The sequence below is a fragment of the Wolbachia endosymbiont of Drosophila tristis genome (assembly GCF_028981745.1).
In the GTDB taxonomy this organism is placed as follows: Bacteria; Pseudomonadota; Alphaproteobacteria; order Rickettsiales; family Anaplasmataceae; genus Wolbachia; species Wolbachia pipientis.
The window spans coordinates 1-17005 of record NZ_JAPQLN010000084.1 but is presented as its reverse complement, the minus strand read 5'-3'; the positions used below and the strand labels follow the sequence as shown (position 1 = coordinate 17005).

Annotated in this window: 14 protein-coding genes and 1 pseudogene; 4 read left to right on the top strand and 11 right to left on the bottom strand. The window is 33.8% G+C overall.

Annotated features, from left to right (window positions below):
* Positions 1–867: 867 nt before the first annotated feature.
* The 7 genes from ffh to rseP form a co-directional block, all read right to left on the bottom strand.
* A complete protein-coding gene (gene ffh / locus OZD64_RS03520) occupies positions 868–2211 on the bottom strand; it encodes a signal recognition particle protein (protein WP_274999297.1) in 1344 nt (447 codons plus the stop codon).
* The gene (locus OZD64_RS03515) at positions 2196–3755 is read right to left on the bottom strand and encodes a proton-conducting transporter transmembrane domain-containing protein (protein ID WP_274999296.1); all 1560 of its coding nucleotides are present in this window, start codon (positions 3753–3755) and stop codon (positions 2196–2198) included. Before OZD64_RS03515 ends, ffh begins: the two co-directional genes overlap by 16 nt.
* 303 nt (positions 3756–4058) lie before the next feature.
* Complete coding sequence (locus tag OZD64_RS03510; protein ID WP_274999295.1) at positions 4059–6941, bottom strand: FAD-dependent oxidoreductase; 2883 nt, start codon at positions 6939–6941, stop codon at positions 4059–4061.
* A 45-nt stretch (positions 6942–6986) separates the two neighbouring features.
* Positions 6987–7418, bottom strand: a complete 432-nt coding sequence (gene fabZ, locus OZD64_RS03505) for a 3-hydroxyacyl-ACP dehydratase FabZ (RefSeq protein WP_010082082.1) — start codon at positions 7416–7418, stop codon at positions 6987–6989.
* 4 nt (positions 7419–7422) lie between these two features.
* On the bottom strand, positions 7423–7974 hold the full coding sequence (locus OZD64_RS03500; protein WP_010082083.1) for an OmpH family outer membrane protein: 552 nt from the start codon (positions 7972–7974) through the stop codon (positions 7423–7425).
* Positions 7975–10311 carry an outer membrane protein assembly factor BamA gene (gene bamA, locus OZD64_RS03495; RefSeq protein ID WP_274999293.1) on the bottom strand — a complete coding sequence of 779 codons (2337 nt, stop codon included), beginning with the start codon at positions 10309–10311 and terminating at the stop codon, positions 7975–7977. It abuts the gene before it with no gap.
* Positions 10312–10319: 8 nt separating this feature from the next.
* Positions 10320–11438 carry an RIP metalloprotease RseP gene (gene rseP, locus OZD64_RS03490; RefSeq protein WP_274999292.1) on the bottom strand — a complete coding sequence of 373 codons (1119 nt, stop codon included), beginning with the start codon at positions 11436–11438 and terminating at the stop codon, positions 10320–10322.
* A gap of 99 nt (positions 11439–11537) precedes the next feature.
* Here rseP and OZD64_RS03485 point away from each other — a divergent pair, with 99 nt between their 5' ends.
* The gene (locus OZD64_RS03485) at positions 11538–11816 is read left to right on the top strand and encodes an FAD assembly factor SdhE (protein ID WP_006279484.1); all 279 of its coding nucleotides are present in this window, start codon (positions 11538–11540) and stop codon (positions 11814–11816) included.
* On the opposite strand, the gene OZD64_RS03480 is transcribed toward OZD64_RS03485, so the two are convergent.
* The 3 genes from OZD64_RS03480 to OZD64_RS03470 all read right to left on the bottom strand — a co-directional run bounded on the left by OZD64_RS03480 (position 11791) and on the right by OZD64_RS03470 (position 14150).
* Positions 11791–12117, bottom strand: a complete 327-nt coding sequence (locus OZD64_RS03480) for a cell division protein ZapA (protein ID WP_010082086.1) — start codon at positions 12115–12117, stop codon at positions 11791–11793. The genes OZD64_RS03485 and OZD64_RS03480 overlap by 26 nt on opposite strands.
* Before the next feature lie 72 nt (positions 12118–12189).
* Positions 12190–12468, bottom strand: coding sequence for an HU family DNA-binding protein (locus tag OZD64_RS03475; protein WP_010963035.1), 279 nt, complete (start codon positions 12466–12468; stop codon positions 12190–12192).
* Between the two features lie 29 nt (positions 12469–12497).
* On the bottom strand, positions 12498–14150 hold the full coding sequence (locus tag OZD64_RS03470) for a 30S ribosomal protein S1 (RefSeq protein WP_274999291.1): 1653 nt from the start codon (positions 14148–14150) through the stop codon (positions 12498–12500).
* A 139-nt stretch (positions 14151–14289) separates the two neighbouring features.
* Here OZD64_RS03470 and trmB point away from each other — a divergent pair, with 139 nt between their 5' ends.
* Positions 14290–14955 carry a tRNA (guanosine(46)-N7)-methyltransferase TrmB gene (gene trmB / locus OZD64_RS03465; RefSeq protein ID WP_012673367.1) on the top strand — a complete coding sequence of 222 codons (666 nt, stop codon included), beginning with the start codon at positions 14290–14292 and terminating at the stop codon, positions 14953–14955.
* A 476-nt stretch (positions 14956–15431) separates the two neighbouring features.
* Here trmB and OZD64_RS03460 read toward each other — a convergent pair whose 3' ends face one another.
* Positions 15432–16079, bottom strand: coding sequence for a heme exporter protein CcmB (locus tag OZD64_RS03460; RefSeq protein ID WP_010963039.1), 648 nt, complete (start codon positions 16077–16079; stop codon positions 15432–15434).
* Positions 16080–16185: 106 nt separating this feature from the next.
* Here OZD64_RS03460 and OZD64_RS03455 point away from each other — a divergent pair, with 106 nt between their 5' ends.
* Entirely contained in the window at positions 16186–16578 is a 393-nt protein-coding gene (locus OZD64_RS03455) for a TraR/DksA family transcriptional regulator (RefSeq protein ID WP_010963040.1), read from the top strand.
* Between the two features lie 296 nt (positions 16579–16874).
* Positions 16875–17005 (top strand): annotated as a pseudogene (locus OZD64_RS03450) (IS4-like element ISWosp8 family transposase); the annotation flags it as partial.

Genomic DNA, 17005 nt, shown 5'->3' with positions numbered 1-17005 from the left:
AAAAAAACGCCAACTTAAAAAATGGATAGTGAATAACTAGCTACCCTAGGGTTTCTTTTGCCTTTTTTTCTGTTTAGTAAATTTCTTAAATATTTATAGCTAAACGACAACCGTCATCCCGCTGCTTGTTAGCGGGATCTAGAGATACCGCGAATGAATCGCGGTATGACGTAGGACTGCTGTCATTCCAGTCTGGAATCCAAAAAAAAGGATGATGTCATCCGAGTAGCTTGACTACTTGGATCCAGTTTTCTTTACAAATTCACAAAAAGTGCTTCATTCTATAACGCAAAACCCATACTCACCAAACCCAATGCATTACTTGCAATTAAGTTTCCTGGATCCAAGTAGTCAAGCTACTCGGATGACACCCTTTTGGATGGAGACCAGTGTCAGCTACTTTCATGACACCATTCTTTTTCCTGGATCCAAGTAGTCAGGGCACTAGGATGACAAGAGAAAGAGGCTACTGGGATGACAGCTACCCTGACAATCGTCATCCCACTACGTGTTAGCGGGATCTAGAGATACCACGGCGGTATGACGGTTCGCAGCGGTATAGTAACTCGTCATCCCGCTGCTTGTTAGCGGGATCTCTTGTTAGCGGCTGAGATACCGCGAATGAATCGCGGTATGACGTGTTGAAACAATCCGATAAGGTAAGCCTCGTCATCCCGCTACGTGTTAGCGGGATCTAGAGATACCGCGGCGGTATGACGTGTTGCTTGGGTCAGCTATAGTATTTCTTAAAATTAATAATAAATTTCTTGGCTAGCAAGAAGCTGTAAATTTTTTTGCGAGACCTAAGCCGCTTTTGATATAGCTAAAGGGTTACTGATGATTTGTCTCATTCCACTACCTGCTGACTTACTTTCTGCTTAGCATATCCATCAAATCAGATTCTTTGAGTTTACTATGGTCAACTTTACTGAACTTATTTACCATAGAGCTCATTTGATTATACTGCTTAATTAGAAGATTAATGTCAGTTACAGTTGTTCCGGACCCCTTAGAAATTCTAAGTCTTCTTTTGCCATTTAAAATATCTGGATTTTGCCTTTCTTTTTCAGTCATTGAGTTTATGATGGCTATATATTTTTTCACTTTATTGTCATCTGGCAGACTGCTACTTAGCTTTTTTGTAAATGAACTAGGAATGAATTTCATTATGTTGCTAATGCCATCCATTTTACTCAGAGTTTTTAACATTCCCACTAGGTCGTTTAGGTCGAATTTACCTTTTTTCACTTTCTTTTGTAACTTATCAATTTCTTCCTGACCAACAATCTCAGCAGCTTTTTCAACCAATGAGACAACATCACCCATGCTAAGTATCCTTTTTGCAATTCTATCGGGATAAAAATCATCGAGGTCACTTAATTTTTCACCACAAGCAATAAATTTAATTGGACAATCGGCGATCATTTTCATAGAAAGAGCAGCACCACCACGTGCATCACCATCAACACGGGTGAGAATAATGCCGGTTACACCTATTACCTCATTGAATGATTTGGCAATGTTGACCGCATCCTGGCCTATCATTGCGTCGGCTACTAAAATAACTTCTGCAGGTGAAGCTATTTCCTTTACGGCTTTCAACTCATTCATCATATTATTGTCAATATGAAGCCTGCCTGCAGTGTCTAGTATTAATACATCATAATTATCGTTCTTTGCTATTGCTATTGCCCTTTTTGTAATTGTAATGGGCTTCTCATCTATTACTACAGGTAAAGTTTGCACATCTATTTGTTTACCTAGCACTTCAAGTTGTTTCTGGGCAGCAGGCCTATAAATGTCTAAAGAGGCAAGCATCACTTTTTTCTTTTGCTTTTTTAGTTTTAAAGCAAGCTTTCCTGAGGTAGTTGTTTTACCTGCACCTTGTAAGCCCACCATCATAATCACAGCAGGGGGTTTAACTGCTAGATTTAAGTCACTTTTCTCTGATCCGAGAACTGCAACTAAATTATCCTGTACAATTTTAATTATCATTTGTGCTGGAGAAACACTTTTTATGACTTTTTCCCCAATCACTTTATCTTTAATGTCGTTGATGAATTTTTTTGCAACTTCAAGTGAAACGTCAGCTTCAATTAAGGCTATGCGTATTTCACGCATGGCAAGATTAAAATCATCTTCAGAAATGATTGACTTTCCTCTCAGTTTACTAAATACAGAATTTAAACTTTCAGTTAACGATTTAAACATAATAGCATTAGTAGAATACTCATTAAAAAGAGAGAAGAAGCTGAAACAAAACTCACTGAGTTATAACTCAGCACTTCTTTAAGTTTAGTAATATTATTAAAGTATAAACCAACAAGTGGATTAGTCAAGTTTTGCACTACGCTGGCAAACATTTCTCTAGTTTTAGAGACTAACTGATTGAACAGCAAGATAATATAGGGTAAGAAAGCTCTAAAAATCCAATCAACATCCATTTTAAAATTTACTCTCGGGTAAAATAACTTGCGTAAAGGAATAAACAGTAAAGTGGTACATAGTAATAAATTAAATTGCGACCAAATATTTTTTGTGTTGTACACAAAATCGAAAATCGAAGGTTTATTGTAAATAGGTAAGTAAGGATTGCCAGCGATTACGCATATAAATGCTAAAATAATCATAGTCATTTTGCTTCCTCTCTCTGCTAAAGGTTTTGACTTACTTTTTGCAATAAATAAGTAATAAAGAAACTTTAGCCCCACGCTTAAATGAAGCAGCAAATTTAGAAGCTTATATAAATTTTTATACCCTTTTAAGGCAACAGTGTTCATTTCAATTTCAGCTGTGATATATGATTTACTGATAAATCCAACGGTTCCAGGAAATGCAGCCATTGTAAGTATTGCGATTATAGCACACATGCCTTCCACTGACATCAGTTTACCCACTCCATTAAAACTAATTGTTTTTGTTTGTGAAATAATCGAATTACTGACCACAAACAATAATGATTGATAAACAAGAGAGAAGATTATATGCAGTATCAAAATTGGTATTGCTTTTTCCGAAGGACTGAGCAAACTTCCTGCAATAATCAGCAAGCCCATTTGTCCTACAACGTTATAGCATAAAAATCTGCGAATATTTTGCTCAAGAGAAGCAAATATAATGCTGTAAATTGCAGTGATGGCGCCTACAAGCGCTAATATTTCAGTACAATCTTGCCATAGGTTATAAGTGTGTAAAAGCATCACTAAAAAAGAGACTTTAGTGGTAAATAAAGAGAGATATGTGGTGCCATGTAGCGATGCAGCAGGATATGCATCAACAACCCAAAATGAAAAAGGAAAACAAGCGCAGTTTATCAATAAACCCAAAATTATCAGGTTAGTGCTTTGAAGTGCCAATCCTGCTATTAATATAACTCCAACGAAAAAGTGTACACAAGCGTACCTTATTGCAGGTCCACTATCTCTACAGCTAGCTGCGATAATAAAAAATGCACTGATGGTCATTAATTCACAGAATATTATAACCAATATCATATGTTCAGATAAAACTGCATAAAGTGAACTAATAGTGTAAGCAGCAAAAGATAGCATCTCTGAAAAAGTCAAATTTTGTGCTGGTAGAACAGCTAAAAATGCAACTGATAAAAAAGATATTAGTATGGTACGAAAAGATAAATCAAAATCTAGAATTGGGAGAGACCAATTTACTGCAATGCTCAAATTTTCAGGTAATTTTAGGACTATAACTATTAATACAGTCAGTAGAAGTAACAGTGACGATTTATAAAGTTGCACAATAATTAAAACCAATATGGTTTATGCTATCTCAATATATGAATAAAATCAATTTGCATATTAACCACTAATTAAACTAATTATCATATAATTATATCAGAGTTTAGAGGGTTATAGAGAAACCGGTCAGATTAGGTTTTTAATCTAATCTGACCGATAGCTTTAATAGTGAGGTAAGCTTTAATATAGCACTCCTAATTCATAACGCTACACTCGTGCATAATTTATTTTTAATTTGTGCACGAGCGTTAGTAAATTATTTACTTTTTGAAATAAAATTTGGCATCACTTTAATATTGAGACTTAGTAAACCTCAGTAGGTCTGCCAGTTGGGCCCATAAGAATTATTTGCTCGCCTTCTCTTAAGTGTCTGCATAAATTAGTGGAGCCGCCGATTTCCAGCACAATAGTGGAAATAATTCCTTTTTTTTTGTCTACTTCAGTGCCGGTTACGGCTATACCTTCCATAGCAAGGTTTGTATTATTGGCTTTTCTGCCATTGGTTTCAAAATTTTGCAATCTAAAGAATTGCCCAGGCTTAAAATTCTTTGCCGCAAGTGGTGCTTTGATCACTATTTCCACAACTTTGTCTGTTAAATATTGAACTTTTATAACCTTTGCAGTGAATTGCTCTTTGATTCTATTAAATAATTCTTTATTAGCCAGGTCTTCAACACTTGACCACGCATTTTTTTTCTGGCCCACAACATCACACACTGGAATGACAGAAACGAAGCTATTAACTCCACTCAAAAGCTGAGAAATAATAGGGTAGCCGTTTTTAGCACTTGCCATAGCTTTCACGACGCTGCCACTATACGAAGGGTGAAGATCACCAAAAAAGCTGATTGTTTTATTGCCTTGCTTATACACTAATATTCTATCTTTATTTTGCATTTTAGGAGAAAATATTGGGTCTATTTCTTTTCCTGATGAATTCAAATGAGTAAAATACCCATTACTTAATTTAAAATGCTTTTTATCTTCTGTTGCAATAACTGTATTTGGCTCAGTACCTGCTGCTATAAAAATAGAACGTGCTTTTATACGTTTGATTTCGCCGGATTTTGTGTCTATCAGTTTTATTAATTCAGCATGGTTATATTTATCCGTCACAACTTCAACTGGCTCTAAGTTTTCAATAAAGTAAATTCCTTCTGACAGTGCATTTTGCACCTCTTCGCTATTTAATCGATAACTTGGTGAATCTTTTAGCTCTTTTCTATATATAACTTTCACTCCCCCGAGGCTCTGCATTAACTCTAATATTTTTATTTCTCTATTCTCTTTTTTTGCTAACTTTTGCTTTTCTCGGATCAATTGTGCATGCGATATAAACTCATTCGCAATTTCGCGCTCTTCTTCTGTCCAATCTTTTTCAACACAGTCCTTTCCATACTTATCAACTAATATCTCATAACGAAGAAGAAATTTTTCTACTTGAATTGGATAATACGCTAAAGCTTCAGTGGCAGTGTCAATCGCAGTAAGCCCCGCCCCTATGACAACTATCGGCATACGAACTTGCAGATTTGCTATAGAATCAAATTTAAGAGCGCCAGTCAGTTGTAACGACATCAGAAAATCAGATGCCATGCGTACTCCACGAGCTAGTATGTTTTTTATTTTGATCATTCGTGGCTTACCAGAGCCAAGTGCTAGGGCGATGTGATCAAAACCCAAGTTGAACGCGTCATCAGCATTAATCGTGCCACCAAAACGAATGCCTCCATAAAGTACGAAATTCTCACGTCTTTCCAGCAGTAATCTAATAATCTTTAAGTAATTCTTATCCCACCGAGAAGTAATGCCATATTCTGCCACCCCACCAAACCCTCCTGCCGTGCGTTCACTCAATTTTTCGTGTTTGAAATCTTTAATTAGCTGGAAATTATCGATCAAAGGTTCAATCTTTAGTCCATCAATGGTGATAACGTTATGCCCATCATTCAACAAATGATGAGCTAAATTAAAACCAGCAGGACCAAGGCCTACAACTAGAACGTTTTTTCCGGTGTTTTCTCTTGTCAATGAACGCTGAAAATTTAAAGGATTCCAACGGCTGAGCAGAGAATATATTTCAAATCCGTACGGTAAACTGAGCACATCATCCAGAATCCTTGTTTCAATTGCTGGCACATTTACGGGTTCTTGTTTTTGATATATGCACGAATTCATGCAGTCATTGCATATTCTGTGTCCAGTAGCCGCGCATAATGGGTTATCTATCATCACAATTGCAAGACTTGCTATGCTGTACCCTTCGCTTTTCACCAGATTCATTTCTGATATTTTCTGCTCTAGTGGGCAGCCGTGCAGTTCAACTCTAAGTGGAGACTTTTTGAAAGTATTGTCATCATTAATTAGCCCCTTTGAGCAGCTATCCTTACTTTGCTTATGACAAAATATGCAGTAGTGAGCATTATCCAATGCTTTATCTAAACTAGCCTTTTCACTTGTTAGGTCAAAACCGTATCGTCTTTTTACTTCATTTGAATACAGCACTTCAACTTTGTCTACTTCTTTTTTAGAAAATGGTATGAGGTTTTCGTGGTCAATTTTTTTATGTATGCTAAATAATATACTCTGTTTATTTTTTACTCTCCACACTGCATATTGTGCCGCAAGTTCTATTTCCTCTTTGTGATTTTCTTTATCTTCAAACCAATGCATCACCTGCTCAGCAAAATTTTTTTCTGTTGTTGGCAAAGTGAGAAAATGACTTAGTTTGTTAGTAATATCTATATTCGCCACATTAGTGTATTTCTTCAATGCATAGCGTTGGACAAATAATCTTTTGCACTTATATATTACAGCAAAGTCGTTGTGCTTTTTCTTTAGCTCCTCTATTTCTTTTTCAACATTAAAAAGTTTTGCAATAAATTCATCAAGTAAATATGAGAGGTCTATAATGAGCTGGCTATCTGTCATCCAAGTAGCTGACCGTTCTTCTTGTTTTCTAGATCCCAGTGTCAAGCACTGGGATGACGGGGGGTGACACTGGGATGATGGGAGGTGACACTGGGATGACATCGAAGAAGAAGCTGCTTTTTCTCTTGCTTCAATTAATGAACAAAACAAGCTCTCATCACATGATTTAATATAATTCAAAAATGTCTCATCTAATTTTGTTAATCCATTGCGAGTATATAGATTCGAAAATGAGATTTTGAAATTCAGCTTCATTGCTATACTATAAAGTGTACATGCTGTTTCTTACAGATGAAGATTTTATTTATTTTGCAATACTGCTGAGATTGTTGCTTCTGCAACTTTTTCTTCGCTAACAGATGCAATACACCTAAATTTGTATACACCTAAACACACACTTTGAATGTTAGCTTGAAGAATCAATGTGTCCCCTGGAGTAACTAGCTTTCTGAATTTTGCATTTTCAATGGATCTCAAGTAAACAACTTTATTTTCTATTGTTTCTTTACCTAGAACACATATAGCAGATGCCTGAGCTAGAGATTCAATTATCAAGACTCCTGGCATTATCGGATGACCAGGGAAGTGGCCAATAAAAAATGGCTCATTGAAAGTCACATTTTTGATTGCTTTTATACTTTTACCAGGATCACACTCTATAACTCTATCTACTAAGAGAAACGGATAAGAATGTGGTAGTGTTTTTATAATATCACTGATATTAAATTGCATAAGTCTATTCAATGCCTTTTAAAGCAAATTCAGGTATTTCCTTGTTTATATTGTTTAATACCACATCTGATAAATCAACTTCATCCATGGAGTATAAAACTTGGTTCTTTTTTGAAATAAATAGTACCAAATCTATGTTGTTTTTTTCTGCCGTTTTTTTAGCGACTTCTTTTATCTTGTTAAAAACACTCTCTACTGCTTCTCTATAGCTTTCTTCTAAATGTAACATTTTTTTAGCATAATTATCTCTAACATTTACAGTGTGCTTATTAAATTGTCCTGTCTTTTCCTTTTTTGCTTCTTCTGACAAAAGGTCAAATTCTTCTTTTGATGGCTTAAGTTTTTCTAACTCATTTTCAAATTCTTGTTGTAATCTAGAATTCTGCTCCTTTATTTGTTGTTGTATATTTTGCAGAGCAAGAGATTCATTGATGACTTTTTCACTATCGATAATTGCAGCCTTTGTGTTCTGAGGTTGATATCCTACAAACTTATACCCCACAAATAAGGAAATAATTAAGGCAATAACTGATATAAATAACTGTATATATTTCATTCAAATCCCCGCTTCAATAGAAAATTTAACATTTGGTGATGGTATTATATCATAAGATTCCTTTACTAAAGGAAACCCGAAATCCAATCTAAGTCTACCAAAAGGAGAAAGCATTGAAAAGCCAAAACCTGGTGACACTCTCACAAGCTTGCTATCATAGTATTTCCCTTCATACTTCTTATTTTTATCATCTAAGCCAAAAAGTGTTGCATAGTCAACAAATAGTGAGCCTTTGATACCAGCATAGTCATATAGTTTTGGTAGAGGAAAATCCACTTGCTGTGTTAGATTAAAATAAGTTTTGCCTCCTAATGAGCTTTTATTTTTGTCTTCTGCTCTTGGTCCAATACCGGAAAGGTCAAACCCTCTAATCTCATTACCCCCTTTAAAAAAGTGCTGGCCAATGTTTAGATTTTCATCAGTATAAGAAAAAATATGACCTGCCACCATCTTAAAGCGTAGCGTTATATCATCGTCAATTTTGCTTAATATAGGGTGCGTATAAAAAGATAAGAATTCAGATTTCAGGAAATTCACGTTTCCTCCCAATCCTGAAATATCCTGACTTAAGCGCAGTAAATACCCTTCTTTTGGAGTATAGAGGTTATCCAGTTTATTATATGCCAACGTGTATCCCACTGATGAAATCTGATGTTTACCTTTTCGGTCCAGTATTATTTCAGAGATATCGGTGTCTTGTCCACCCTTATTATCCATGTGTATATGATTATACTTATAAGAATAGCGAAGGGAATTAGTTAAGTTCTCTGTGACTTTATATGATAACTTTGTAAAAAATCCCATATCGCAACTATCAAAAGTAGTGTTTGGTTTATCTTGTTTTTCATAAAATACACCCATGCCTAGTGACGTATCAGAATCGTTAAAATTATTTTCAACAAACTCTAAATCAGTAGAAAATACGTATTGACTTTTTTCAAGAGCAAAAGAGAGCTCTTTTCCAGTACCAAATAAATTACGGTCTTTGAGGTCAATTTTAATCAATGCTCCACCAGGAAGAGACACACCTCCTCCCAAATACAACGAAGTAGTGTTTTTTTCTTTAACACTTAAGTCAAGATTTACTGCATTATCATTAACTGCATAACTATTTACTTTCACTGTTTCAAAAAAATCACTACTCATTAGTTTTTTACGTGACTTTTGAATCTCAGATATATTGTACGCATCACCTTCTGCTACACTTAGCTTACTTCTGATCACTTTATCTAAAGTGCGATCGTTACCATCAATTGTAATTTGATTTATATAAATCTTTTTACCCGGCAGCACTCTGTAGGTTACATCTACAACATTGTCACGTTGTGCATACTCTGGATTAACTTTTGCAAATATATATCCTTTCTCATTTAAATATTTGTTTATTTTTTCTACTGTATTATTAATTTTAACTCTATTAAATATCTTATCGTTTTCCTCTGTTATAAAATCCAATATTTCTTCTTTTAGGCTCAAATCCTGAATTTCAGTTTCAATATTAACCTCATTATTTCCAAATAAATACTGCTGTCCTTCGTCAATCAAAAAAGTTAACTCTGTTTGATTGTTATTATCAACCTCAACAATTGGTTGAATATTATTTTGAATATATCCTTTAGATGAATAAAAATGATCGAGCAATTCTGTGTTAATCAATAGATATTGCGGTGAATAATGATTTCCGCCTTTAAAAATAGCTCTAAATAACTTACTAAATATGTCATTACTATGTCTTTTGATAACTTGCTCTAGCTCATTTTCAGAAAAGTTTTTGTTGCCTATAAATCTTATATCCTTAATTTTAGAGGTTTTGCCTTCTTTTATTTTAAAAATTAGATTGACTCTATTGCCATCAAGCTTATTCAGGTCATATTCAATTTTAACACCAATCTTACCGTTATTTCTATAAGTAGTGACTAAATTCACTAAATCGTTTTGCAATTTTGTTTCAGTTAAAATAGTTAGCGACTTTGATTGAATCACATTACTTAGCAGCTCTTTGCTGTTAAATAACTTATTGCCTTTTAACACTACCTTGTTAATCAGTGGATTTTCTTGAATTTTTATTACTAAATTTTTTTTATCATCTATGTAAGCATTAACACTAGCAAATAACTTTGTTTTATATAGATCTTTTATAATTGAGTCTATATCATCGTCGTTTATATAATCACCAGATTTTAGTTTTATATAGAACCCTATTGTCTGGTTGCTTACCCTCTCATTACCAATACATTTGACATCTTTCACCTGCACTTTTTCCGCAGTTCCTAAAGCAACAAGCAGGGCAGGAAAAGAAATAAAAACCACTACCAGTATATAAAATAGCTTTTTCATATTTTATTTCAAAAAAGATCCCTAATATCATTTGACATTCCAGTTGCCATAAGCAAAAACAACACTAAAGCACCAAAAATAGCTGCATATTTTTGACATTTCAAGCTTAAATCCCTACGTATAACCGCTTCTATGATATAATGAAATAAATGCCCACCATCTAGCAGTGGTATTGGCAGCAAGTTAATTGCAGCTAAATTAGCTGAAATGATTGCCATAAAATATAGAACCATAATAAATCCCTTTTTAGCTGATTGTCCTGAATATTTTGCGATTTTTATTGGTCCACCTATTTCACTTGCACTCCTCTTACCAACAATAATTTGAAAGATAGCTTTAATCGTTAAGCACATAGTGTGGTAAGTTTCACTTACTGATAAGCTCACAGCCCCAAGAAAAGACGACTGCTTTAATGTATTGACTGAAATAATCCCTATAGTTTCTCTTTCTATTGTGTTGCCAAAAACGTCTTTGTCCTTGATTATTAATGGAGTTAAACTGGTCCTGTGCTTCTCATTATTTCTGCTATACTCAATCTCCATTCTTGTTTTAGGATTCGACATTATCACACGTGAAATATCTTCAAAGTATTTTATTTTATGCTCATTGATTTGTGTAATAGTGTCACCTGGCAACAAACCAGCTTCCTTAGCTGCACTACCTTCGATTACATTTTCAATCACCGGTGGAGTGCGATAATAACCTGCTATGCTAAAAAATATTGTAAAAGCTATAACAGCAAATACCATGTTTGCAAAAGGCCCTGCAAAAACTACTGCTGCTTTTTTATGACGCGGTTTTGTATGAAATGAATACAATTTTTCTTCTTCCGTTAATTCTTGTTGATCAGCTGGGACACTCGCTGCATTAGTATCTCCTAGCATTTTAACATAACCACCCAATGGAACAACGCTTAATTTCCATCTAGTTCCAGACTTATCGTTAAAACCAAAAATTTCAGGACCAAAACCTATGGAAAAAGATTCAACTTTAACTTTGCATGCTTTGGCAACAACATAATGCCCATATTCATGCACGAATACTATGACAGAAATTATTAAAGAAAATGATAAAAAATAATATATTCCATCGCTAAATTGATGGATAAGATTAGAAATTAATTCCACCTGTATATTTAGATCTTAACAAAATGTTAAGTATATTAAAATGCGCCTCGCTTGACAAGTATTTAGTTTAACTTTTAAATTAAAAAAAGTTTAATTGTAATGACAGATACCTCACTACTCAGAAGAAAATTAATATATAGAAGCTGGCATAGGGGTTGCAAAGAAACCGATATACTTTTAGGGCATTTCGCATTGAAATATCTTGATAAATTTTCCTTAAGCGAACTAATCGAATACGAAAAAATAGTTGATCTTGATGATTACGAATTATATTGTTACATAACTCGTAAGACAAACCTCCCTCCTGGCTTGAATAGTCAGATAGTCAATTTAATTGCTTGCTTTATTGAAGCTAATCCTTTATGCACTCAAGATTAGTGATAATCTTATTTACCTTATCTAGTACCTCAGTATATTCTATTCTTTTCTCGTTTCTATACTTTTCGCGCTCTTGATTTACTTCATCTAATCGCTTTGTTAATTCTAAAATTTTATCCTCAAGAATTAGTGCTGCAAGTAAGAAATTTAATGCATCCGAACCCTTACCTCCAGTTTTTTGAGATACAGAACTAACTAACTTGTCAAAACTATTAGCAAGGCGTAATAAATGATTCCCCTTCCCACTTTCGCAAGATATTTTATATGTGTTATTACGTATAACTATTTCTACTACTTGCATATGGTGCTAAAAATTTCTATCGTACAGTATAAACTCAAACCCCTACTTTCATCTTATTTATGGTATAAATTTTTATTCATTTATCAAATCAGATAATTTTTTACTGCTACGAAAATATGTTTTAAAGTATTGATTCTTTGTAAACTTCTGTAACATTAAATGGCTTGTTTCTTTCAAGTTATAACTTCTAACTGAAAAAGAACCAAACCCCCTAATTTCAACTCTATTATGATGTTTCAATGTGCTTGAAAGTATCCCAAAAAATCTATCAACTATAGCTGCTATAACAATCTTATCTAAAAAAGGATGTCTTTTTGCTACCCTCGCTATTATATCAGACTTTGTTGCCATTTATATGAAGCCAAAATAAGTAAACCTTATCACTTAGCAGATAATGCTATGTTATATTCTTCAACACCCAATACTTCAACTTCTATTTTTTCTGATATAGAGAATTTTTTATTCTCTGGTAAATGCTCTTGATCTATTAGAAGGGTTACATCGTTCTCAACTTCAACGACTAGTCCATTATCTTCTCTCTTATCTACAATAACCTGTATTTTATCACCTACCTTAACTTTCTTTATCAGTTCTTCAAGAGGATCATACTCTATTTGTTTTATTCCAAGATAAATTCTTGCCCGATTCACGTTAGCCCTTATTACTTTTGCTTCTATTTTATCACCTACATTATACTTCTTTATCTCATCTGAACCATTTTTAGACCAACTAAAATCTTTCACATATATTGTTCCTTCTACGTTCTCATCTATTCCAGAATCACCGAAAGCAACAGATACATATGAGCCGGTATTATTCTTCACTTCACCAGAAACAATAGAACCAGGAGGATATTTATTGATAAATACTTGCCAAGGGTTGTCTACACACCTTTTCATGCTTAAACTCATCCTACTCTTAGCAATGTCAATACTGAGAATTTTTACATATACTTCTTGTCCCCTTGTTACGAGACTACTAACTGGTAAATTACTCTTAACCCAAGTTATTTCTGACGAGTGCACTAAACCTTCAATTCCAGGTCTAAGCTCAACAAATAATCCATAATCTTCTATGCTTGTTACATAACCCTTATGCACACTATCAACTGGATATTTTGACTCTGCATCTTGCCAAGGGCTATCTTCTAGCTGCTTCACACCCAAGGAAATTTTAGCATTTTCCTTATCTATTTTTATAATTTTAACTTTTATAGTCTGACCACAAGTAAAAACTGCAGACGGATGACTTACCCTACTCCAAGAGATATCTGTAATATGTAACAATCCATCTATAACTCCCACTACATCTGATTCATGAATACCGACAAATACACCGTAATGAGTGATACTTTTTATTTTCCCTTCTATTATATCGCCTTCATTTAAAGATTCTAAAAATTTAATTTTTTCACCAGCGTGCAATTTTTCTAACACCAGCTTTCTTGATACTACAATATTGCCCTGCTTCTTATCCATTTTAAGCACGATGAACTTTTGTTCAGTTTCAATAAGGTGCTTCGCATCTTTTACTTGCTTCAAATCCACATGACTCAGCGGTAAAAAAGCGCTTATTCCGTCACCAAGATCAACAATAAAGCCACATTTAATTGAGCGTTTAATAACTCCGCTTACTTCAGCCCTTGTAACTGTATCTTCTTCCAACTTATTCCATTTTTCGTCCCTAATTGCTTTTTCACGACTAAGAACAACATTACCATGATAATCTTCAATTCTTTCCACATAAACTCTGATTTTCGAGCCAATAATGACCTCATCATTACAACCGAGTTCCTTGATCAGAATTCTCCCGTCAGATTTTAAACCAATATCAACCACAACGTCGTTAGGGTTTATTCTTGTAATTACACCTTCTACCACATCTCCTTCTTTAATTTTGTTAATAAAAGAATCTTCAAACAAGGTATTATCTTGATCCTCAAATTGGCCTTGACATATCTCTTCTATAAATTTGTTTGATGATAGCTTTCTGATAGTAACCGGTAGATTTACGACTGGATTATTATTATTCATACCTTTAACTTAAACTTTATTAGAACTCATATATTATATAATATTAACAATTATTGACAAGTAATTTTTCATTAACTCATTTCGAGAATTGTTTAAGCTATATAAAATATAGTGAGAAAATTATATATGTATCAAGAATATGCTATTTAAGAATAGCAAGTGGATTAGATCGTTCTCCAGAAGGTCCAGGCTAAAACCTGATGTTGATGAAATATTGGAAAAATATTCTATTCAAAACAGCAAGGAATCTATAGAGAAAATTGTAAATTCACAAAAAAGAATATGGGTAGAAATAGGCTTTGGCAACGGTGAAAATATGCTTTACCAGGTGCTCAATGAACCTGATCTATTATTTATAGGATGTGAGCCCTACTTAAAGGGGGTTTCTCGCTTGCTAACAAACATAGAAATACAGAACATAAAAAATATTTTAATGTGGACAGAAGATGCAAGAGAATTGATTGCAAATTTTCCTGATAACAGTGTTGAAAGATTCTTTATTCTCTTTCCAGATCCATGGCCAAAAAGAAGTCACAATAAAAGACGATTAATTAATACGGAATTTTTAAATTTATTAGCAAAAAAAATACTTATAACAGGGGAAATATTCATTGCAACCGATCATCAGGACTATGCAGAGTGGATAGCATCACATATAAAGCAGTGTAACTCTTTAATCTATAGGGAAGACGATTTCACAAGTTATACTCTTACGAAATACCACAGAAGAGCGCTCAAAGATCAGCGTAAAGTGAGGTTCTTTAAAGTAAGTGTTATTAATAATTTGCAGACTATGGATCAATAGAGTTTTTGCATATCTCTTTTACGTTAACTATAGATTAAAAATAATAAAAAAAGAGGGAGAAATAGAGTAAATTCCTTTAACTACTTCTCCTTATGAAGGAATAGACTTCTTGCATAACCCAAACTAAGTAGAAAAAAGGTATCATCCAAGTAGCCCCTTTCTCGTCATGCCGCTGCGAATCGTCATACCGCCGCGGCGCTAACACGTAGCGGGATGATGAGGCTTATCGTCATGCCACCGCGAACCGTCATACCGTCACGGTATCTCTTAGCCGCTAACAAGTAGCGGGATGACGGTTGTCAGGTTAGCTGTCATCCCAGTTTTTGACACTGGGATGACAACGAAGGGCTACTTGGATGACAGGGAAGGATGCTGGAATGAAGGTTTTTCAAATTGTCGATAAACCTAAATCTATAATAACTATTTGCCTTTTTTCTAGGTTATGCAAGAAGTCTACTGAATAACAGTAAGATTTTTCAATCCTGTTCCACAGCAAATTTTAGTGCCATGTGAGTAGTTATGGTGCTGTTAACAATCAAAATAACAAAAACTAAGATGGTGATTAGTAGTGTATAAATATTCAAGGATAAATTTTCAAATTGAGTTAGCATTTTAAAATACACAAAGGTTGGCATTATCATTGGCAAAACAAGAATTTGCGATACTCCTGATGCTAAGTTGTTTTGACCAATCATCAATGCATTTCCAGTAGCTGAAATATTAGTGATTATCAGCGTATTAAATAATAAAGACACTCCAACTGCTATTGAGTGTTCAATACTATTGCCTAGAATTGCAAAGCTGAATATGGAAGAAATTACTGAAATCGGTAACCCAAATAATAACCAGTGAGCGAAAATTTTATAAGCAACTATAAGCCTAGAAGAGAGTGGCTGTACAAAGATTTGCTCTAATATTCCATCATGATAATCAGATGTAAACAAATTATTTGTAGAAATCTGCAAAACAAATGTAGCACATATCCATGTTAATGTTAACATAACTTCTTGTTTATTGTTGTTTTTAAGTGTAAATGAAGATAAACTTAACATTATGATAAAAATACATACTATATAGGTAAAGTTCTTATCATCTATTACTAATTTTTTTACTGAGTCGATCATACTAGGCTTTTAAATGTTTATTATAAATTATAGTGTTTACTTTGAGGTAGTATAATTTTTTGTTCATAAATTATATAGGTTTTATTATTTTTTTGATAATGCAATTATGGAAAAGTTACCAAAAATAAAGTCACCAGAAGATTACACTCCTTCAGAAGATGAAGAATATATGAGCGTAAAACAACTGGAATACTTCAGCTTAAAGTTACAATCAATACTCGCTGAGTTAGAGAAACAAGAACTAGAAGATAATAGTATTGATACATACTATTCTGATGAAGATAGTGGAAACGAGGAATTAATCAAGCGTCGAAAAGATAGAAAAGAAAAAATTAAGGAGGCGTTAGAAAAAATAAAATTAGGCACTTATGGTTACTGCGATGGAACAGGAGAAGAAATAGGAGTCGAAAGACTTAAAGCTAATCCGCTTGCTATATATTGTATTGAAGAGCAAGAGAGAGTAGAAAAAGAAAAGAACGTGTACAACATTAACGATTAATTTACACATAAGTGGTGAGCCCATTGCACTTCAAGAGGAGCAAGAGGCGCTGAAGTATGTTATGCTATAAAGAAAGTGGAAAATTGGACATTCTCAACTTGACTCCTGCAGATTAAAAATTAAGTTGTATCCGTTCAGGCAATGGCGTCAACTTAAGGAAAAATATCAGCGATAGTGTATAAAATTTCTCTCCAAATTTTTTATCATTAAATTATCCAAAGAGTGCAAGGGACAGCACTTTTGTTTCTGTTTTATTTCAACAAAGAAGTCTAAAATGTGTCCTTTTTAGGTGAAATATGCAAAAAGGAAAAAACCTTATTCTACAAATTAAAAATATAATATACTCGAAAACTTTTCAGAAAATCCATTGTGTTGAGTTTTACACGAACAAGAAAACTTCCTTTTTCGACAGTATTTTCTATGATTT